We start from the raw sequence: 18,531 nt of genomic DNA, 5'->3' as shown, positions 1-18,531 counted from the left end.
ATCGGCTTGTGAAAATCCGCACTCGTTTTCTGTCCGCAAATTCGATAGACCGGACCGCCTGCCGGATCAACCATTCCCTCATCCCCTCCGAGTCTTCATGCCCGATACGCTTAGCTTCGCGTTCTTCACCTTCGCCATCCCCGCTGTTCTGCTTGTCGGCCTCTCGAAGGGAGGCATCGGCGGCGCTATCGGGTTGCTCGGCGTGCCGCTGATGTCGCTCGCCGTCGATCCGGTCAAGGCGGCGGCGATCTTCCTGCCGATCCTGATCGTCATGGACATCGTCGCATTGTGGTCCTGGCGAAATTTCAACGACCGCAAGACGCTGCTGATGATCCTGCCCGGCGGCGTCATCGGCATCGCGCTCGGCTGGGCGACCTCGGCCTATGTCTCGGACAATGCGCTGCGCCTCGTCATCGCGGTTGCGACGATCCTGTTTACCGCGCGCTATTTCTGGCAGGTCTACGGTCCCCACTCCAACCGGCCGAGGGCTCCCCTGCCGCACCGCCCGGCCGCGGCCACTTTCTGGGGCGCCCTGTCCGGTTACGCGAGCTTCGTCGCCCATGCCGGCGGACCGCCCTTCCAGATCTACGTCCTGCCGATGCGGCTCGATCCGAAGGCCTATACCGGGGCCAGCATCCGCTTCTTTGCGATCGTCAACGCGGTCAAGGTCATTCCCTATTTCTTCCTGGGGGCGCTGGGAACCGAGAACCTGACCATATCCGCAACCCTGCTGCCCGTCGCGCTGATCGCGACCATGATCGGCGCGGCAGTCGTCAAGCACCTGAAGGCCGAAACCTTCTATCCGATGACTTACGGTCTGGCATTCTGTGCGGGGTTGAAACTGCTGTGGGACGGCCTGCCGTTCTGACCCGGCGAAGCAAGCGCAGCCTCGCTAAAAAAGCAACGCAAAATAAGGCGGCGCATATTGTTGCGACGCACAATAAATCTTGCCGTTACCGAACGTTTACCGTAAGTTCAACGCATGACGACCGTTGATCCCTTTGCAGCCATAGCTGATCCTAACCGGCGGTATCTGCTGGAAGAATTGCGGCGCGCTCCGAAAACCGTAAACGAACTTGCGCAGGGCCTGCCGATCAGCCGGCCCGCGGTGTCCCAGCATCTCAAGGCTCTCTTGGACAGCAATCTGGTGAATGTGACGGCGGAAGGCACGCGGCGCATCTATTCCGTCAACAGCAAGGGCTTCGACAGGCTGAACCTGTGGCTGGATCAGTTCTGGTCGTGACGACCGGTTTTTAAACCGGGGGAATTGTGGCTCCCTTCACCACGACCAGAACCTTGTCATTGTTATTTCTGGATTATTGGTTTGCCGCTTTTATTATTCGCCTCTGACTGATGAAACAATGGGCGAGCGGCGGGTTCTCCTACTGAGGAACTAATGACGCGTAGATGCCTTTAGGCGCTGCATTTGGTCCTTGATGCGCAGCTTGCGCCGCTTGAGGTCGGCTATTTCACGGTCGTCGGCGGAGGGGGACGCTAGAACGGTCTGGAGCTCCTCCTCCAAAGCACCGTGCTTCTTTTCAAGCGATGCGATATGAGCCTGGACGGTCATGTGGCATGTTCCTTCCTTAGTCACCTACCACGGCATTCCCTAATGCCGAGGCTTCAGGTTTACGAAGGAAGTGTGACACGATCGGCCGGCTTTGTCGAAGGTGAAATCATGGTTTGAAGTGGGCAAATTCGTGACCGTGTCTAACTTCCCGTTAACGCGGTTTGGTGGTAGAGGCTTGCGGACAATGCCGGCGACCGCTGAAATGCCGGGCGTGAGAATGGGGACTGGAATATGGCAGATCAGGAACAGGCGGATGTCCGGCTGGTGCTCGCGAAACTTCGACAGGAACACGAGGATTACGACGCCGCCATTAACGCCATGATCCAGGTCGGCTGCGACGCCCTTCGCGTGCAGCGCATGAAGAAGAAGAAACTGTCGCTGAAAGACAAGATGACTCAGCTCGAAGACCAGATTGTTCCGGACATCATCGCGTAAGGGTCCCGCCATGTCTGAAAGACCTGCCGTCGCCATCATCATGGGCAGCCAGTCCGACTGGGAGACCATGAAGAACGCCGCCGACACGCTGGAGGCGCTCGATATCGGTTACGAGGCCCGTATCATATCGGCGCATCGCACGCCGGAGCGGATGATGCAATTTGCCAAGGGCGCCCGCGCGGAAGGTTTCCAGGTCATCATCGCCGGTGCCGGCGGTGCGGCCCACCTGCCCGGCATGACCGCCGCAATGACCCCGCTTCCGGTTTTCGGCGTGCCGGTTCAGTCAAAGGCGCTGTCCGGCCAGGACAGCCTGCTGTCGATCGTCCAGATGCCCGCCGGCATTCCGGTTGGCACCCTTGCGATCGGCCGGGCCGGCGCCATCAACGCCGCCCTGCTGGCAGCCGCGGTTCTCGCCCTCAACGACGACGAGATCGCCGACCGGCTCGACGAATGGCGCGCCCGCCAGAGCGCCGCCGTTGCAGACTACCCAATCGACGAGGCTCCATGACTGTCCACACGATCGGCATTATCGGCGGCGGTCAGCTCGGCCGCATGCTGGCCATGGCCGCGGCCCGGCTGAACTTCCGCACGATCGTGCTCGAACCGCAGGCCGACTGTCCGGCAGCCCAGGTCGCCAACGCCCAGATCACTGCCGCCTATGACGATCCGGCAGCGCTCGCCGAACTCGCCAGCCGCTGCGACGTCGTCACCTACGAATTCGAGAACGTGCCGGTCACCGCCGCCGAGACGCTGCAGCGCTCGGTCCCGGTCTACCCGCCGGCCAAGGCCCTCGATGTGTCGCAGGACCGGCTGACCGAAAAGCGCTTCCTGAATTCCTGCGGCATCGAGACCGCGAAATTCCATGCCGTCGACAGCCAGCCTAACCTCGAAACGGCGCTCGCCGATTTCGGTGGCCAGGGCGTGCTGAAGACCCGCCGCATGGGTTATGACGGCAAGGGCCAGCGCGTTTTCCGCTCCGCCGAGGACAGCCCTGCCGGCGCCTACGACGCGCTCGGCGGCGTGCCGCTCATTCTCGAAAGCTTTGTGCCCTTCGAGCGCGAGGTCTCGATCATCGCCGCCCGCGCCAAGAACGGCACGACCGCCTGCTACGATCTGGCCGAGAACATCCACAGGAACGGCATCCTCCACACCTCCACCCTGCCCGCCAGGATTTCCGAGGCGACGGCGAAAACCGCCCGCGAATCGGCCGAAAAGCTGCTCGCCGCGCTCGATTATGTCGGCATCATCGGCATGGAGTTCTTCGTGATGGCGGACGGAACGCTGATCGCCAACGAGATCGCCCCGCGCGTCCACAATTCCGGCCACTGGACGGAGGCCGCCTGCGTCGTCTCGCAGTTCGAGCAGCATATCCGCGCCGTCGCCGGACTGCCGCTCGGCAACCCACTGCGCCATTCCGACTGCGTGATGACCAACCTGATCGGCGACGATATTCTGGACGTGCCCGCCTGGCTCTCGCGCGATGATGTTCTCGTCCATCTCTACGGCAAGACGGAATCCCGACCGGGCCGGAAAATGGGCCATGTGACCGAATTGAACGGCCTGAAAACGTCGTCACAAGGTTGACATGCGGAATAGCTCGGGTTATCTGCACACCCAACTGAGAGCGCGCCCCTCGAAGAATCTTGGCGGCGCGCTTTTGATTGATAGACATGCGGCCTCGCGCCCACAGACTGCTGGACCAGGAAAATGAAGATCAAGAACTCGCTTAAGGCGCTGAAGGCTCGTCACCGCGATAACCGTCTGGTTCGCCGCAAGGGCCGCGTTTACATCATCAACAAGCAGAACCCGCGCTTCAAGGCTCGTCAGGGCTGAGACAGGCATTCGGCTCCGGTCTCGGCCGCAGCCGATCAAATTGTCGGTAACACGACAAATCGGGTTTGACCTTCGGCGCATGCGGATTACCTTATCCGCATGCGCTATTTTCGTATCAGCACCCTGATTCTCGCCGCGAGCCTTACCGCTTCGTCCGCTCTCGCCCAGACAGCGACGACCAAACCGCCTGCCGCGCCACCTGCGGCCGCCCCGGCCATTCCCGCCGTCGCCCAGAAATCGGGCAAGCCCGTCGATCCGTTGTTCGATGCCCTGAAGCGCGAACGCAATCCGGAAAAGGCACGCGGCATCGCCAGTCAGATCATCGCCAACCTCAACGATTCGGGCAGCGCCACCGTCAACCTGCTGATGCAGTGGTCCGCGACCGCTATCAAGGAAAAGCGCAACGCCGCGGCACTCGACTTCCTCGACCAGGTGACCGTGCTCGATCCCGCCTTTGCCGAAGGCTGGAACCGCCGTGCGACGCTGCATTACACGATGGGCAATCCCCGCAAATCCATGGCCGACATCGCCGAGGTGCTGAAGCGCGAGCCGCGCCATTTCGGAGCGCTGGCCGGCATGGCCGGCATCCTGACGGAAGCCGGCAAGGACGAACTGGCGCTGAAGGCATGGCAGGACTATCTCGCCGTCTACCCCGCCGACCGCGACGCCCAGGAGGCCGTTACCAAGCTCTCCGAAAAGCTCGCCGGCAACCGGACCTGAGCCTTCGGGCAGCCCGTCCATGATGATCTTGCCCCTTGCCATCGCCGGCCTTGTCGGCACCGCGTTTTGCTTCACCGCCTGGAAGGCGAAAGCGATCGAAGCCGCGTTCCCGAACACCGGCGAACTGATCGATGTCGGCGGGTTTTCGATGAATTCGCTGCATGTACCCAAGCCGGCCGGCGCCGACTTGCCGGCGATCGTCTTCATCCACGGCGCCAGCGGCAATTTCCGCGACCAGGAAGCAGCCTTCCGCAGGGCGCTCGAAGGCCGCGCCGAAATGCTCTTCATCGACCGACCGGGCCATGGGTATTCGGAGCGCGGCGGCGTCCAAAATGGCTTTCCGGATGGCCAGGCGGCGGCAATCGCCAGGCTGATGGAAAAGCGCGGCATCGACAGGGCGATCATCGCCGGCCATTCCTTCGGCGGCGCGATCGCTGCGAGCTTCGGCCTCCACCATCCGGAAAAGACCGCCGGCCTGCTGTTCCTGGCGCCCGCCACCCATCCTTGGCCCGGCCGGATCGACTGGTACTACAATCTCACCGCCCGTCCGGTGATCGGCCGGCTGTTCAGCCATCTGCTCGCCCTGCCGGCCGGCCTTGTGGTGATGAAGGCTGCGACACGTTCGGTCTTTCACCCCAACCCTTGCCCGGAGACCTACCTTGACGATGGCGCACCGTACCTCGTGCTCCGCCCCCAATCGTTCCGCAGCAATGCGATCGACGTCGCCAATCTCAACGACTACGTGACGCGCGTCGCGCCGCGATACCGGGAGATCGCCGCACCGACGGTGATCATCACCGGCGACTGCGACACGATCGTCGCGGAGGAAATCCATTCGCGCGGCCTCGCCGCCGATATCGCCGGATCCGAACTCGTCTCCATTCGCAATCTCGGCCACAAGCCGGATTATGTTGCGACCGACGTGGTGATCGCGGCGATCGAGAAACTCGCCGGCCTCCCCCGCGACCTGAGGGCCGCGGCCCACATCGCGGAAGCGCGGCTCGCGCCAGCGGCGACAGACACATCTCCGGAATTGGATCTTTCGATCGAGAAAACCTGAGCCTTGCTCGGACGACACCAGCCCGAAGCAAGCTGCCCGCCCCAACCTCCGGGAAAATGGAATCGGAGCGAAGAGATGGAAATCGGCAGCATTGGCAGGGACTATCCGGCACGCTCTGCGAAGCAGGAAAGCGCGTCGACCTCGACAGACGCCGCACCGGCAGCGTCCGATCCGTCCAGCCCCAAGGACGAAGCCTACGACCGCCTCGTCCACGGCCTGACATCGCTGAATAAGGCGACGGGCGAGGCCGAAGAACAGGCCAAGGCCCGCGCCAAGCAAAAACTCGAGGATGCCAAGCAGCAGCTCGAGTTCATGCGCCGCTGGGGTTTCGATCCGGAAGTGGTCGCCAGGCAGGCGGCACAGCTTGGCGTGGTCGTGGCCGGCGCCGCCCGCGAGTTCACCGAGGCCCTGACCGGAGGCGCTGGCGGCGCCATGCCGTTCGCCCCGGTCAACGCTTCGTCCGGAGCCGAGACGACGGATTTGACCCTCGATGTGGGCGAGCAGGCTGCAGCCGCGGACGCTGCCGACGACGAACCGGGGGATGAGCCCCTGGCTGACGACAAGCAGGTCTCCTATGCCGAGCAGGCCTATCTCGACGAGATGGACGAAACGCCGCGGGAGACGCCAAGACTGTCCCTCGACGACATCAAGACGGCAATGGAATTCAGCACCGTCGCCCGCCAGATCAAGGCGCTTCTGGAGGAAGCTGCCCGCCGGCTGCGCGAGCAGAACAGCGCAGCCACCGTTCCCGGCACCCAGAGCCTCGACGCTTCCGTCAACACACTGACAGGCACGGTCTCCGCCATGCCGACCGTCAGCATCACCATCTAACGGCGCCCTACGCCTTCAAATTGCGCGCAATAAAAAAACCGCCGGGGCGATCCCCGGCGGTTTTCTTTTGTCCGCTCGCTGCGCCTCAGATGCCGCTCTGGCCGTCCGAGCCGATATAGGCGATGCGCAGCATGTTGGTGGCGCCGGGTGTGCCGAGCGGCACGCCGGCCGAGATGATGATCCGGTCGCCGGGCTTGCCGAAGCCTTCCGACACGACGATGCGGCACGCGCGGTTGACCATGTCGTCGAGGTCGGTCGCGTCATTGGTGACGACGCAATGCATGCCCCAACCCACCGAAAGCCGGCGCGCCGTCTGGACGATCGGCGACAGCGCGATGATCGGCACCTCCGGACGTTCGCGGGATGCACGCAGGCCCGTCGTGCCCGACGAGGTATAGGTGACGATCGCGGCCAGCTTCAAAGTTTCGGCGATCTGGCGGGCCGCCAGCGAGATCGCGTCCGCACCGGTTGCCTCCGGCGTCGCGCGCTGGGCGTAGATGATGCTCGGATAAAGCGGATCCTGCTCGACCGTGCTGGCGATCGACGCCATCATCGACACCGCCTCGACCGGATACTGGCCGGAGGCCGATTCGGCCGACAGCATGATCGCGTCTGCGCCTTCGAAAACCGCGATCGACACGTCCGACACTTCGGCGCGGGTCGGAACCGGCGCGGTGATCATTGATTCCAGCATCTGGGTTGCGACGACGACCGGCTTGCCGGCGCGCCGACACAAGCGCGTCAGCTGCTTCTGGATGCCCGGAACGGCTTCGATCGGCATTTCGACGCCGAGATCGCCGCGCGCCACCATGACGGCATCGGAAAGCTCGATGATCTCATCGATGCGCTCCAGCGCCTGGGGCTTCTCGATCTTCGACATGATGCCGACCCGGCCGCGCGCGATCTTGCGCACTTCGGCAAGGTCGTCGGGACGCTGCACGAAGGACAGCGCCACCCAATCGACATCGTCGGTGGCGAGCACCGCGTCGAGGTCGACGCGGTCCTTTTCGGTCAACGCGCCGACGCCGAGCAGGGTATCGGGCAGGCTGACGCCCTTGCGGTCGGAAATGCTGGTGCCGGCGATAACCTTGCAGACGATGCTCTTGCCGTCGGCCTTCTCGGCCTTCAGCGCCAGCTTGCCATCGTCGATCAGCAGGCGATGGCCCACTTTCACCGCTTCCAGGATTTCCGGATGCGGCAGGAACACGCGGGTCTCGTCGCCGGGTTCGTCGCGGTTGTCGAGCGTGAAGGTCTGCCCCGGAGTGAGCGTAACCTTGCCGGCTGCGAACTTGCCGACGCGCAGCTTCGGACCCTGGAGGTCGGCCAGAATGCCGATCGGCCGGCCGCTGCGCTCCTCGACGGCGCGGATGCGCTTGATCAGCGTGCGCATCAGGTCGTGGCTCGCGTGGCTCATGTTGATGCGGAAGAGATCAGCCCCCGCTTCATGCAGCTTCTGGATCATCGCCTCTTCCGACGAAGCCGGGCCGAGGGTGGCGAGGATCTTTACTTTGCGGTTGCGCCTCATCAGTTGTGGCCTTCTTGTGTGCCAGGCGTGTCCGAAAGCTGGACCATCCAGCTTCCCTGACGGCCCGTATCGTATTCCTTAAACCCCATGCGCTGGAAGCCACGGGCAAAACAGTCATTGACGCCGACGACTTTGAACTCGTTCTCCGCGACGCACATGTTCACATTGCCGGTCCAGCGGCCGCCCCGGGCCGCGTCCTCAGCATAGAGATAATAATAACGCGACTGCAGTTCGCCCTCGATCAGCGTCGCGCAGGTGGAGGCCGGAACCTGCCACCAGCCTTCGGTGGTCCAGCCCTCCGTGGCGCGATAGCCGATCGCCACGCCGACGAGGTTCTGCGTGGCGTTGCAGACACGGAAATCCGCACGCGCGACGGTCGCCGCCAAAAGCGGAACACCGAAGGCGACCATGGCGGCAAGCGCCGAAGCGGAAACGAGGGAGCGAAGAATGGCTTTGGGGGATTTTTTCGACACGGTTTCCGTCAGGACTCCATGGTTATTCGTGAAGCACTTTCTTCGCGCGGCGGAGTCGGAAAGTCAACGTAACTCTAATCGATTAGTCCGTCTCATGCCCTCAATCCAAGCTGATCGTCGTGCCAGCACGACTTGCGTCGCGGCTTTCCCCATGCCATCAACACCCGTCTTCCGACCGACCTTTCGAAACCATTTCATTTCCGGTGGCGATGCAGGACTTCATTCCTTTCGAGATCATAGAAGGCGATTATGACAGTGGCATGGTGCTGCTCGCCGACCATGCCATGAACCGCCTGCCCGCCTCCTATGGCAGCCTCGGCCTGCCGGAGAGCGCCTTCCACCGCCACATCGCCTTCGATATCGGCATCGAGGCACTGACCCGCCGGCTGGCGGCGATGCTGAACGTGCCGGCCGTGCTCGGCTGTTTCTCGCGCCTGCTGATCGACCCGAACCGCGGCGAGGACGATCCGACCCTGATCATGAAGATTTCCGACGGGGCGATCATTCCCGGCAATCATCCGATTACCCAGGAAGAGTGGGATCTTCGCCTCGATACCTATCACCGGCCCTATCACCGCGCCGTCGAACGCACCATTGCAAAGGCCGGCGGCTCGGGCCGAGCGCCGCTTGTCCTGTCGCTGCATTCCTTCACGCCGTTCTGGAAGGGCGTCGCCCGCCCCTGGCATGCGGCCGTGCTCTGGGACAGCGACGACCGCGCCGTGACGCCCCTCCTGCACCTGCTCGGCGAACCCGGCGACATCGTCGTCGGCGACAACGAACCCTATGACGGGGCGCTTAAAGGCGACACGATGTACCGGCACTGCATGGTGTCGGGAACCCCGCACGCGCTTCTCGAGGTCCGTCAGGACCTGATCGGCGACGAGACCGGCATCGCCGCCTGGACAGAAAGGCTGGCGCCGGTCTTCAAGACGCTCAACGCCGACCCCACATTGCATGAATACAGGATCTTTCCCTCGCGCACCGGCCCCTATCCGGTGTGACGCGACACCAGGAGGTGCGCCCATGAGCGAACTCACGAAAGAACAGCAGACCGAATTCGAGGCCGCCGCCTTCCGCCGCCTTGTCCAGCATCTGCGCGAGCGCGCCGACGTTCAGAATATCGATCTGATGAACCTTGCCGGCTTCTGCCGCAACTGCCTGTCGAACTGGTATCGCGATGCCGCCAGCGATGCCGGCGTCGATCTCTCCAAGGACGCCTCCCGCGAGATCGTCTACGGCATGCCCTACGAGGATTGGAAAAATCTGCATCAGGCGGAAGCCTCGGATGCACAAAAAGCCGCATTCGACGTGAACAAGCCAGCCCATGGCTGATCGATTTGCCGATTGGGCTTGACCTCGCGGCGGCTTTTCGGCAGTTGACGACCATTCAATGAAATCCACACGATCAGGAGGCCCCGATGTCTGATGCTCATGGCGTCGCCCGCGACCAGCTTCGCGCATTTATCGAGCGCATCGAACGACTGGAAGAAGAAAAGAAGACCATCGCCGACGACATCAAGGACGTCTACGGCGAAGCCAAGGGCATGGGCTACGACACGAAGATCATGAAAAAGGTCATCGCCCTGCGCAAGAAGGACGACCAGGAGCGTATGGAAGAGGATCTGATCCTCGATACCTATCTCCAGGCGCTCGGCATGATCGAGGCCCCTGCCGACCAGGACGCCGCCTGATTCTTCTCAGGCATGCAGGCCAGGCAGAAGCATGAAAAAACCCGCCATTCCGGCGGGTTTTTTATGGTCTTCGATCGGCCCGGCGATCAATTGTTCGGGCCGCTGAACCGGTTCGGGTCGATCGCCACCGTGGCGGCAACCGGCCTGAAGCCGCCGCCGGAATAGCCTGCCGAATATTCGTTGTTGAGGGTCCGGCTGACGACGCGCGGGGCCTTCATCGAGGCGGCCGCACTGGCACGATTGTTGTTGAGAGCCCATTTCGCCAGCGCATCGCCCGTCAGCGTGCCGCCGTTTGCCGACTGCGGCGCATTCTGGTTCGGACGGCCGCCCTTGGCGGGGATCGGAAGCGCGCTTGTCGAAGCCGTGACCGGGCTGCGCGGCGCATCGAAACCGTCACCGAACTGCGTACCCCTGTTGGAGTGGATCACCTTCGGAGAAGCCGATGCCATTTCGACCGGCTTCTGGGCCGGCGTCGGAGCCGCCGCCATTGCCGGAGCAGGCTGGGCCGCAGCGGGTTGGGCCGACGCGGGCTGGGCCGACGCGGGCTGGGTTGGAGCGATAGGCATGGGCGCCGCCGCCTCCTGGCGTGGCTCGACACTCTGGGCAAGCGCCGCAACGAGGGCCGGCGTCAGCTCCTGCTGTTCCTCAGCCTTGGCGGCGGGAGCCGCAGCGGCGATGTTCGGCCGCTGGCCGGGAAGCGGCACCGACGCGATTTCCTCAAGCGCCGGCATCGGGCCGACGGACGCGGTCATCACGCCGCTTTCCGCGTCACCCCTCAAGCCACGCGGTCCAAGCAGTGTCGGAACCGGGATGTTGTAGGCGGAAAGATCGGCAAAGGTTTCCGCGCCGGGCTGGGCGGGAGCAGCCGCCTGCAGCGCGAGCGCTTCCTGGGCCGGATTGCGCGCCGGAGAATAGAGCGCCGTCGCAAACCCGCCGGCATCCGAACGGAAGGCGGGACGTGAAAGCGGCACGGGCGCTGCAATCGTCTGCGCCTGTGCCGGCGCCTGATTCTGTGTCTGGGCCTGATTCTGGCCCGTCAAAGGCGAAGCCGAGGCAACCGCGACAGGCGCTTCGCCCTCGTCGTCCCCAGCAGGCTTTGCAGCCGGAGCCGCACGCCGCGCCACGGCTGGAGCAGCGCTTTCCTCATTGTCCTCCTCCTCGTCGGCACCACCGCCGCCGAACAGGAATGCCAGAAGGTTAGGCTGCCGCTTGCGTTCAGAGCCGTCGCCGCGGATGCCGCCACCGGCGGTGCTGGCGATCTGGATCGAATCGCTGCCGACGCGCCGCTTGTAGTCGGCCAGCGCCGTCTCATAGCCGGGAAGCGGCTTGCCATCGGCGGGAAGATGGATCGTATTGCCGTTCGGGAAGATCTGCACCAGTTCCTGGCGCGTCATCCGCGGCCAGGCACGCACGCCGCCGACATCGAGATGCACGAAGGGCGAACCGGAGGTCGGGTAAAAGCCGACGCCGCCGACCTGCATCTGCATGGCAAGCGCGCGCAACGTCGAAAGCTTCACGCCCGGAATGTAGAAGTCCATGGCCTTGCCGAGCATGTGCTGGCTGTTCTTGGCGACACCGGTATTGCGCGAACGGGTGCGCAGCATGTTGTTGGTGGTCGGAGAACGATAGGCGGAAACCACGTGGATGTAATCGGAGGCACCGGAACGGCGATAGACTTCCCAGACGAGGTCGAAGAGCCGCGGGTCCATCCTGGCCGGTTCGTTGCGACGCCAGTCGCGCAGGAACTGGTTGATCTGGGCGAGGCCCTTGGGATCGAACTTGCCGTTCCGCTTGAAGGTGATCACGGCCTTCTCGCCGGTATGGACGAAATAGAGTTTCAGGCTCTTTTCCTGGGCGGCTGCATCGCTTGCGGAGATCGAAAGCACGGGCAGCGCCATCAACACCAGCAGGGCGACCGCCATGGCGCGTCGGGTCAGACTGACAAAAAGCCCAGCTCTGCCGCCACGCCTCTTCTCACCCGAAGGCGTTTCTTTTGCATACTGATCCGGCAAAACGATCCCCGTCCTGTCGACAACGTCCCACGTTGCCTCAAATGACTGTCAATTGCGGTGACACGATGGCAAATGTGCCACACATGTACAACCTTCTCCCATATAGTCAACAATTGACTAATCGGAGATTGACAAACGTTGACAGGACATCCTTGTGCGAGGGTTAACATTATCTGATACATGAGTAATTAAGTAAGTAACTAGGCCGCTTCCTTGAGTGGATCGTCCGGATCGATGCCGTAATCCTTCAGTTTACGATAAAGCGTCGAGCGTCCGATACCGAGTTTGCGGGCAACCTGGCTCATCTGGCCGCGATAGAACTTCAGGGCAAAGCGGATCAGCTCCTCCTCGACATCGGCAAGCTTTCGCACTTCCCCAGTCTCGTCGGTGCTGACGATGACGTTTTCCTGTGGATAGGCGGCGGCGAGCATCGCCTTCGCATCCGGCCTGCCGGCCCGGGCCTTGTCGCTGTTGGCAAATACCGGCGAATCGGCGAGCGCCTCGCGCATGGCGTGGTCGGACAGGACACCCGGCGCGGGCATGACGGCGGTCGCCGCCAGTTCCGCCTGCCTGAATTCCGGGATCTGCGCGGCGATCTGCGGAAAATCGTCTTCGGTGAGCTCAGTGCCCTCGGCAAGCACGACGGCGCGGAACACGGCGTTTTCGAGCTGGCGGATATTGCCCGGCCAGTCGTAGGCCGTCAAAAGCGCCAGCGCGCCGGCGCCGACCGACAGCGTCCTGTTGAGCTTCTGTTCGGTTGAGAACCGCTCGGCAAAGACGCGCGCGAGATGCGGGATGTCTTCCTTGCGGCGGCGCAGCGCCGGAATGGTGATCGGGAAGACGTTGAGGCGGTAATAGAGGTCCTCGCGAAAACGGCCGGCCCGGACTTCCTCGATCAGGTCCTTGTTGGTGGCCGAGATCAGCCGGACATTGACCTTCTGGACCTTGGAAGCGCCGACGGTCTCGACTTCACCCTGCTGCACGGCGCGCAGCAGCTTCACCTGCACGTCGAGCGGCAGTTCGCCGATCTCGTCGAGGAACAGCGTGCCGCCGTCTGCCTCCACGAACTTGCCGGTATGTTTTTCCGAAGCGCCGGTGAAGGCGCCCTTCTCATGGCCGAAGAGGATGCTCTCGACCAGATTGTGCGGAATGGCGCCGCAGTTGACGGTGATGAACGGCTTGCCGGCACGGTCGCTGTTCGACTGGATGGCGCGGGCGATCATTTCCTTGCCGACGCCGGATTCGCCTTCCAGTACCACCGGGATGTTGGAATGGGCGGCGCGCTGGGCAAGATCGATCACCCGCAGCATGTCCGGGCTTGCCGAGATGATGTCGCCGAAGCCGACGGCACCGGCACGATGGCGGCGGCCGACGCGGGCCTTCGATTCCTTCTGGTCGAGCTTCAACGCATTGGTGATCGAGGCGCCGATCCGTTCCGGCGATACCGGCTTGACGACGAAATCGAAGGCGCCGGCGCGCATCGCCTGCACCACGTATTCAATGCTGCCCTGTCCCGTCTGGACGATGACAGGGGTTTCGATGCCGAGCTCGCGGATTGCGGCGAGGAAGGTGAGGCCGTCCATTTCCGGCATCATCAGGTCGAGCACGATGACATTGATGTCGGTCGCGGTGCGTTTCAGGAACTCGAGCGCCGCAAGGCCGTTCTCGGCGAGGTGGGCGGCATGGCCGTAACGTTCCACCGCATTCTTCAACAGGCGACGCTGAATCGGATCGTCATCGACAACGAGGATTTGCGCAATCATGCTCGGCTCCCAGCAATGGTCATCATGGCCCTTTTAGGCTGTTATGCCGCTGGTTGTGTCAGAAAGCCTTGAACATCCCCTTTTGAGAAAAGCTTGCATTTTAACGGCCGGCAAGGAAAACAGACGCAACAGGTTGAGAAGGAAAAAAGCGATGAACATGTCCGCCACCGTCCTCCCCGAAATTCCGGCCGCAACCGCCGCAGGCGCTGCCGCCTCCGACCCGGCGCTCGGCCTTCTGCCGGTCTGGAAGCTCTCGGATCTCTATGAAGCCAAGGATGCGCCCGCGTTCACGGCCGACATGGAAAAGGCAGCCACGCTGTCGATCGCCTTCGAGGAAAAGTGGAAGGGCAAGCTTACCGAGGCCGCGACCAAGACCGGCGCCGGCGGCATCGGCGAGGCGCTCAAGGAATACGAGGCGCTCGACGACCTGCTCGGCAAGATCGGCTCGTTTGCCGGCCTCACCTATTTCTCCGACACGTCGAGCCCGGCCAACGGCAAGTTCTATGGCGATGTGCAGGCGAAGTTGACAGACCTCTCCGCGCACCTGCTGTTCTTCGCCCTGGAACTCAACCGCATCGACGACGCGATCATGGACGCCTGCATGGATCGCGATCCGGCCGCCGGCCACTATCGCCCCTGGCTCGTCGACTTGCGGAAAGACAAGCCCTTCCAGCTCGAAGACAAGCTGGAACAGCTCTTTCTCGAAAAGTCGATGACCTCGGCCGCCGCCTTCAACCGCCTCTTCGACGAGACCATGGCCGAACTCCGCTTCGAGGTTGACGGCGAACAGTTGCCGCTGGAAATCACCCTCAACATGCTGCAGGAGCCTGAGCCGGAAACCCGCGCCAAGGCAGCGGCGGCACTCTCGAAAACCTTCGGCGACAACCTGCGCGTCTTCACGCTGATCACCAATACGCTCGCCAAGGACAAGGAAATCTCCGACCGCTGGCGCGGCTTCGAGGACATTGCCGACAGCCGCCATCTCGCCAACCGCGTCGAGCGCAAAGTCGTCGATGCCCTCGCCGAGGCGGTGAAGCAAGCCTACCCGCGCCTGTCGCACCGCTATTACGCGATGAAGGCGAAATGGCTCGGCATGGACCAGCTCAATTTCTGGGATCGCAACGCGCCACTGCCGGAGACCCCGAACGCGCTGATCTCCTGGACCGAGGCCAAGGACACCGTGCTCGACGCCTATCGCGGCTTCGCGCCGGAGATGGCCGATATCGCCGGCCGCTTCTTCGACGAGGAATGGATCGACGCGCCGGTCCGCCCCGGCAAGGCGCCAGGCGCCTTCGCACATCCGACCGTGCCGTCGGCCCACCCTTACGTGCTCGTCAACTACATGGGCAAGCCGCGTGACGTGATGACGCTCGCCCACGAATTGGGTCACGGCGTGCACCAGGTGCTGGCCGGCGATCAGGGCGCCCTGATGTGCCAGACGCCGCTGACACTGGCCGAGACCGCTTCCGTCTTCGGCGAGATGCTGACCTTCCGCGCACTCCTCGAAAAGACCACCGACAAACGCGAGCGCAAGGCGATGCTCGCCCAGAAGGTCGAGGACATGATCAATACGGTGGTGCGCCAGATCGCCTTCTACCAGTTCGAACGCAAGGTCCACACGGCCCGGAAAGAGGGCGAACTGACCGCCGAGCAGATCGGCGAACTGTGGCTGTCCGTCCAGGGCGAGAGCCTCGGCCCGGCGATCAGGATCTCGGAGGGTTATGAAAGCTGGTGGACCTACATCCCCCACTTCATCCACTCGCCCTTCTACGTCTACGCCTATGCCTTCGGCGACTGCCTGGTGAACTCGCTCTACGCGGTCTACCAGAACGCTGCGCCGGGCTTCCAGCAGAAGTATTTCGAACTGCTGAAGGCCGGCGGCACCAAACATCACTCGGAACTCCTGAAGCCCTTCGGCCTCGACGCGACCGACCCGTCCTTCTGGTCGAAGGGCCTGTCGATGATCGAGGGCCTGATCGACGAGCTGGAGGCTCTGGACAGGGCGTAGGACATAGCAGCCCCTCATCCGGCTGCCGCCAGCTTCTCCCCGCTGGCGGGGAGAAGGGGCATGCCGCGCCGTTGCGCCTCGATCGCTGCACTGCATGCGGCACGTCCCCTCGCCCCGTTTTGGGGGAGAGGGTTAGGGTGAGGCAAGCACTCGTGAGGGGCAATTGGACATTGCAATGGAATGACAAAACACGCCCCCTTCGCGCTCTTCCGCGACGACCCCGCCGGCCGGAGCCTCGTCTTCGACCGACCGAAGGAAATTGTCACGGCCCGGACCGCTGCCGAGGTGCTGCCCGCACTTCGGCGCCTGGAGGAGGCGCGTCTCAGCGGCCACTGGCTGGCGGGCTATATCTCCTACGAAGCCGGTTACGTCTTCGAGGACAAGCTTCGGCCGCTGATCGTCGACAACCGGCCGACGCCCCTGATCGCCATGGGCATATTCGACAAACCCTCTGGCAATGAACATCCGCTCGCCGAGCCGCACGGCGCAGTCATCGACGACGGTTCCTCGCAGGGCTCGTTCCTCAGCGAACCGCGCGCGATGTGGGATCTCGCGACATACCGGGAACGGTTCGACCAGCTCCACCAGCACCTGCGCAACGGCGACTGTTATCAGGCGAACTTGACCATGCCGGTTACCGCCCGCTGGCACGGCGATCCGCTCAAGGCCTTCTGGTCTCTCGTTGCCCGCCAGCCGGTACGCTACGGCGCATTCGTCGATTTCGGCGGACCGCTCGTCCTGTCGCGCTCGCCGGAACTGTTCTTCTCAGTAGATGCCGGCCGTTACATCGAAACCCATCCGATGAAGGGCACCGCCCCGCGCGGTGCGACGGCGGAAGAAGACGAGGCGATCATCGCCGACATGCTCGCCGACGAAAAGACGCTCGCCGAAAACCGCATGATCGTCGATCTGCTGCGCAACGACATTTCAATGATCAGCGAGGTCGGCACCCTCTCGGTCCCCAAACTCTTCGAGATCGAAACCTATCCGACCGTCCACCAGATGGTGAGCCACGTGCGGGCGAAGCTGCTGCCCGAGATCGGCTTTCCCGAGATCCTTGCGGCTCTCTTCCCCTGCGGCTCGATCACCGGCGCCCCGAAAATGTGGGCCATGCGCATCCTTGCCGATCTCGAAAGAGAACCGCGCGATGTCTATTGCGGCGCGATCGGCTGGTGCGATCCGGCCGGCCCGATGCGTTTTTCGGTGGCCATCCGCACGATCACACTTTTCAATGACGAAAAAGCCGTCTTCAATGTCGGCGGCGGCATCGTCTTCGACTCGAAGGCGAAAGCCGAGTATGATGAGTGCCTGTTGAAGGCACGCTTTGCGGTGGGCGACCAATGGATTTCTCGCTGATCGAAACAATGCGCTGGGAACCGGGCAACGGCTTGCTTCGGGTGGACCAGCATTTGCGCCGGCTCAGCCGCTCGGCGGACGCATTGGGCTTCCGCCAGCCGCCGGCTGATACGCTGAAACAGCTCGCGGCCGCCACGACCGGTGGCGAGACGCCTCTGCGCGTCCGCCTCGTGATGACCTATCGCGGCAAGATCGAGATCACTACGACGCCGTTCACCCCGCTTGCGGCCGACACCGTGTGGCGGATCCAGGTCGCCAGGACGACGCTCCCCTCGGACGATCCGACCTATCGCCACAAGACCTCCCGGCGCGAACTCTACGAGGCCGCGCGCGCCGAATTTTCAGCCGAAGAGGCCGATGAGGTGATTCTCCTCAACGAGCGCGGCGAGGTCTGCGAAGGCACGATCACCAACGTCTTCGTCGAAACCAAGGATGGCTCGCTCCTCACGCCGGCACTCTCGAGCGGTCTCCTGCCCGGCATCCTGCGCGCCGACCTGATCCGCGAAGGCAAGGCGAAAAGCCAGGTTCTCCACCTGACCGACCTCGAAAACCGCCGCTTCTTCGTCGGCAATTCGCTGCGCGGCCTGATCCCCGCCGAACTTGTCGCCCAGGCGGCACGATCAGAAATGCCGGCGGAAGCCCTTCGCCCTGCAACCCGCCCCGCCAAAATGGCCAGAGCGGGCCGGTAAATGGCCGCGTCCGAAACCCTTGCGGATCATCTGCTTGCGCTCGAGATCGCGCTGCAGAGCCGCGAGGTCCGCGGCTCCAAACAAAAGCTGCGCGAACTGCTGGCCCCGGAATTCCGCGAATTCGGCCGCTCGGGCCTTACCTACACGTTCGAGGACATCGTCACCCGCCTCGTCGCCGAGATCGGCCCGAACAACACGTCGATCTCCGATTTCAGTGCCACGATGCTGAGCGACACGATCGCCCTCGCCACCTACCGCGGCACCCGCGTCGACGACGACGGCAGCCTGCTCTTCGCCAACCGCAGCTCCATCTGGCGCCTCGATCCTGACGGCAAATGGCGCATGGTCTTTCACCAGGGTACGGCCTCAAAGCCCTGACCTTGGCCCAGACCGAATAAAAGGGGCTCGCGCCGAGTCTGTCTCAGCTCTTAGGAAACCGGAGCCGCGCCCGCCGTCCTCGAATAACGGCCGCGATTCATCCCCTGAAAATCGACAGGCTCTTTATTGTGACGAAGTTTTATGATCTAGAGCGCCGCGAATTGCCCGAGTGCAGCCTTTAAATTTC

At 63.2% G+C, this 18,531-nt stretch carries 20 protein-coding genes and 2 pseudogenes; 16 read left to right on the top strand and 6 right to left on the bottom strand.

Annotation, left to right across the window (positions count from 1 at the left end; all coding sequences use genetic code 11):
* Positions 1 to 97 precede the first annotated feature (97 nt).
* Both J2857_RS02890 and J2857_RS02885 read left to right on the top strand, forming a co-directional pair.
* Entirely contained in the window at positions 98 to 868 is a 771-nt protein-coding gene (locus J2857_RS02890) for a sulfite exporter TauE/SafE family protein (RefSeq protein WP_210008457.1), read from the top strand.
* A gap of 114 nt (positions 869 to 982) precedes the next feature.
* Complete coding sequence (locus J2857_RS02885) at positions 983 to 1,243, top strand: ArsR/SmtB family transcription factor (RefSeq protein ID WP_038544997.1); 261 nt, start codon at positions 983 to 985, stop codon at positions 1,241 to 1,243.
* Positions 1,244 to 1,393: 150 nt separating this feature from the next.
* Here the strand turns inward: J2857_RS02885 and J2857_RS02880 are convergent, their stop codons facing one another.
* Positions 1,394 to 1,570 carry a YdcH family protein gene (locus J2857_RS02880; RefSeq protein WP_210008456.1) on the bottom strand — a complete coding sequence of 59 codons (177 nt, stop codon included), beginning with the start codon at positions 1,568 to 1,570 and terminating at the stop codon, positions 1,394 to 1,396.
* A gap of 231 nt (positions 1,571 to 1,801) precedes the next feature.
* On the opposite strand from J2857_RS02880, the gene J2857_RS02875 reads away from it, so the two are divergent.
* The 7 genes from J2857_RS02875 (at position 1,802) to J2857_RS02845 (ending at position 6,449) form a co-directional block, all read left to right on the top strand.
* Positions 1,802 to 2,005: a YdcH family protein gene (locus tag J2857_RS02875; RefSeq protein ID WP_037077103.1), complete on the top strand. Its 204-nt coding sequence runs from the start codon at positions 1,802 to 1,804 to the stop codon at positions 2,003 to 2,005.
* 10 nt (positions 2,006 to 2,015) lie between these two features.
* Positions 2,016 to 2,513 carry a 5-(carboxyamino)imidazole ribonucleotide mutase gene (gene purE / locus J2857_RS02870; protein ID WP_007757842.1) on the top strand — a complete coding sequence of 166 codons (498 nt, stop codon included), beginning with the start codon at positions 2,016 to 2,018 and terminating at the stop codon, positions 2,511 to 2,513.
* Complete coding sequence (locus J2857_RS02865) at positions 2,510 to 3,589, top strand: 5-(carboxyamino)imidazole ribonucleotide synthase (protein ID WP_210008455.1); 1,080 nt, start codon at positions 2,510 to 2,512, stop codon at positions 3,587 to 3,589. The genes purE and J2857_RS02865 overlap by 4 nt, the downstream gene beginning before the upstream one ends.
* 123 nt (positions 3,590 to 3,712) lie before the next feature.
* Entirely contained in the window at positions 3,713 to 3,838 is a 126-nt protein-coding gene (gene ykgO / locus J2857_RS02860) for a type B 50S ribosomal protein L36 (RefSeq protein WP_003497670.1), read from the top strand.
* A gap of 99 nt (positions 3,839 to 3,937) precedes the next feature.
* Complete coding sequence (locus tag J2857_RS02855) at positions 3,938 to 4,558, top strand: hypothetical protein (RefSeq protein ID WP_210008454.1); 621 nt, start codon at positions 3,938 to 3,940, stop codon at positions 4,556 to 4,558.
* 19 nt (positions 4,559 to 4,577) lie between these two features.
* Positions 4,578 to 5,618, top strand: coding sequence for an alpha/beta fold hydrolase (locus J2857_RS02850; protein WP_210008453.1), 1,041 nt, complete (start codon positions 4,578 to 4,580; stop codon positions 5,616 to 5,618).
* Positions 5,619 to 5,693: 75 nt separating this feature from the next.
* Positions 5,694 to 6,449 carry a hypothetical protein gene (locus J2857_RS02845; RefSeq protein ID WP_210008452.1) on the top strand — a complete coding sequence of 252 codons (756 nt, stop codon included), beginning with the start codon at positions 5,694 to 5,696 and terminating at the stop codon, positions 6,447 to 6,449.
* 85 nt (positions 6,450 to 6,534) lie between these two features.
* Here J2857_RS02845 and pyk read toward each other — a convergent pair whose 3' ends face one another.
* Positions 6,535 to 7,974, bottom strand: a complete 1,440-nt coding sequence (gene pyk, locus J2857_RS02840) for a pyruvate kinase (protein ID WP_210008451.1) — start codon at positions 7,972 to 7,974, stop codon at positions 6,535 to 6,537.
* On the bottom strand, positions 7,974 to 8,423 hold the full coding sequence (locus J2857_RS02835; protein ID WP_373426822.1) for a DUF1036 domain-containing protein: 450 nt from the start codon (positions 8,421 to 8,423) through the stop codon (positions 7,974 to 7,976). Before J2857_RS02835 ends, pyk begins: the two co-directional genes overlap by 1 nt.
* 233 nt (positions 8,424 to 8,656) lie before the next feature.
* Here J2857_RS02835 and J2857_RS02830 point away from each other — a divergent pair, with 233 nt between their 5' ends.
* From J2857_RS02830 to J2857_RS02820, 3 genes are all read left to right on the top strand, one after another.
* Complete coding sequence (locus tag J2857_RS02830; RefSeq protein WP_210008450.1) at positions 8,657 to 9,448, top strand: N-formylglutamate amidohydrolase; 792 nt, start codon at positions 8,657 to 8,659, stop codon at positions 9,446 to 9,448.
* Between the two features lie 22 nt (positions 9,449 to 9,470).
* A complete protein-coding gene (locus tag J2857_RS02825; RefSeq protein WP_210008449.1) occupies positions 9,471 to 9,779 on the top strand; it encodes a DUF1244 domain-containing protein in 309 nt (102 codons plus the stop codon).
* Between the two features lie 86 nt (positions 9,780 to 9,865).
* A complete protein-coding gene (locus J2857_RS02820; protein WP_007752220.1) occupies positions 9,866 to 10,138 on the top strand; it encodes a DUF2312 domain-containing protein in 273 nt (90 codons plus the stop codon).
* An 86-nt stretch (positions 10,139 to 10,224) separates the two neighbouring features.
* On the opposite strand, the gene J2857_RS02815 is transcribed toward J2857_RS02820, so the two are convergent.
* The 3 genes and pseudogenes from J2857_RS02815 to J2857_RS02810 all read right to left on the bottom strand — a co-directional run.
* Entirely contained in the window at positions 10,225 to 12,060 is a 1,836-nt protein-coding gene (locus tag J2857_RS02815; protein ID WP_210008448.1) for a DUF882 domain-containing protein, read from the bottom strand.
* Positions 12,061 to 12,350: 290 nt separating this feature from the next.
* A pseudogene (locus tag J2857_RS31470) lies at positions 12,351 to 12,527 on the bottom strand (helix-turn-helix domain-containing protein); the annotation flags it as partial.
* A 197-nt stretch (positions 12,528 to 12,724) separates the two neighbouring features.
* Positions 12,725 to 13,913 (bottom strand): annotated as a pseudogene (locus J2857_RS02810) (sigma-54-dependent transcriptional regulator); the annotation flags it as partial.
* Between the two features lie 151 nt (positions 13,914 to 14,064).
* On the opposite strand from J2857_RS02810, the gene J2857_RS02805 reads away from it, so the two are divergent.
* The 4 genes from J2857_RS02805 (at position 14,065) to J2857_RS02790 (ending at position 18,344) form a co-directional block, all read left to right on the top strand.
* Positions 14,065 to 15,921 (top strand): M3 family oligoendopeptidase, encoded by a 1,857-nt coding sequence (locus J2857_RS02805; RefSeq protein ID WP_432420135.1) that lies wholly within the window; start codon positions 14,065 to 14,067, stop codon positions 15,919 to 15,921.
* 180 nt (positions 15,922 to 16,101) lie between these two features.
* Positions 16,102 to 17,277, top strand: a complete 1,176-nt coding sequence (locus J2857_RS02800; RefSeq protein ID WP_210008446.1) for an aminodeoxychorismate synthase component I — start codon at positions 16,102 to 16,104, stop codon at positions 17,275 to 17,277.
* On the top strand, positions 17,262 to 17,966 hold the full coding sequence (locus J2857_RS02795) for an aminotransferase class IV family protein (RefSeq protein WP_210008445.1): 705 nt from the start codon (positions 17,262 to 17,264) through the stop codon (positions 17,964 to 17,966). The genes J2857_RS02800 and J2857_RS02795 overlap by 16 nt, the downstream gene beginning before the upstream one ends.
* The gene (locus tag J2857_RS02790; RefSeq protein WP_210008444.1) at positions 17,967 to 18,344 is read left to right on the top strand and encodes a DUF4440 domain-containing protein; all 378 of its coding nucleotides are present in this window, start codon (positions 17,967 to 17,969) and stop codon (positions 18,342 to 18,344) included.
* The last annotated feature ends 187 nt before the right edge of the window (positions 18,345 to 18,531 follow it).

The organism is Neorhizobium galegae, assembly GCF_017877055.1.
GTDB lineage: Bacteria > Pseudomonadota > Alphaproteobacteria > Rhizobiales > Rhizobiaceae > Neorhizobium > Neorhizobium galegae_D.
This window is presented reverse-complemented; position numbering and strand designations above follow the sequence as displayed.

Excerpts from the sequence above, each read along its gene's own strand:
- J2857_RS02790 (WP_210008444.1), top strand. The coding sequence starts at position 17,967 with ATGGCCGCGTCCGAAACCCTTGCGGATCATCTGCTTGCGCTCGAGATC.
- ykgO (WP_003497670.1), top strand. The coding sequence starts at position 3,713 with ATGAAGATCAAGAACTCGCTTAAGGCGCTGAAGGCTCGTCACCGCGAT.
- purE (WP_007757842.1), top strand. The coding sequence starts at position 2,016 with ATGTCTGAAAGACCTGCCGTCGCCATCATCATGGGCAGCCAGTCCGAC.
- J2857_RS02795 (WP_210008445.1), top strand. The coding sequence starts at position 17,262 with ATGGATTTCTCGCTGATCGAAACAATGCGCTGGGAACCGGGCAACGGC.
- J2857_RS02875 (WP_037077103.1), top strand. The coding sequence starts at position 1,802 with ATGGCAGATCAGGAACAGGCGGATGTCCGGCTGGTGCTCGCGAAACTT.
- J2857_RS02880 (WP_210008456.1), bottom strand. The coding sequence starts at position 1,570 with ATGACCGTCCAGGCTCATATCGCATCGCTTGAAAAGAAGCACGGTGCT.
- J2857_RS02890 (WP_210008457.1), top strand. The coding sequence starts at position 98 with ATGCCCGATACGCTTAGCTTCGCGTTCTTCACCTTCGCCATCCCCGCT.
- J2857_RS02800 (WP_210008446.1), top strand. The coding sequence starts at position 16,102 with ATGACAAAACACGCCCCCTTCGCGCTCTTCCGCGACGACCCCGCCGGC.
- J2857_RS02820 (WP_007752220.1), top strand. The coding sequence starts at position 9,866 with ATGTCTGATGCTCATGGCGTCGCCCGCGACCAGCTTCGCGCATTTATC.
- pyk (WP_210008451.1), bottom strand. The coding sequence starts at position 7,974 with ATGAGGCGCAACCGCAAAGTAAAGATCCTCGCCACCCTCGGCCCGGCT.
- J2857_RS02850 (WP_210008453.1), top strand. The coding sequence starts at position 4,578 with ATGATGATCTTGCCCCTTGCCATCGCCGGCCTTGTCGGCACCGCGTTT.
- J2857_RS02845 (WP_210008452.1), top strand. The coding sequence starts at position 5,694 with ATGGAAATCGGCAGCATTGGCAGGGACTATCCGGCACGCTCTGCGAAG.
- J2857_RS02805 (WP_432420135.1), top strand. The coding sequence starts at position 14,065 with ATGAACATGTCCGCCACCGTCCTCCCCGAAATTCCGGCCGCAACCGCC.
- J2857_RS02885 (WP_038544997.1), top strand. The coding sequence starts at position 983 with ATGACGACCGTTGATCCCTTTGCAGCCATAGCTGATCCTAACCGGCGG.
- J2857_RS02855 (WP_210008454.1), top strand. The coding sequence starts at position 3,938 with ATGCGCTATTTTCGTATCAGCACCCTGATTCTCGCCGCGAGCCTTACC.
- J2857_RS02825 (WP_210008449.1), top strand. The coding sequence starts at position 9,471 with ATGAGCGAACTCACGAAAGAACAGCAGACCGAATTCGAGGCCGCCGCC.
- J2857_RS02815 (WP_210008448.1), bottom strand. The coding sequence starts at position 12,060 with ATGGCGGTCGCCCTGCTGGTGTTGATGGCGCTGCCCGTGCTTTCGATC.
- J2857_RS02865 (WP_210008455.1), top strand. The coding sequence starts at position 2,510 with ATGACTGTCCACACGATCGGCATTATCGGCGGCGGTCAGCTCGGCCGC.
- J2857_RS02830 (WP_210008450.1), top strand. The coding sequence starts at position 8,657 with ATGCAGGACTTCATTCCTTTCGAGATCATAGAAGGCGATTATGACAGT.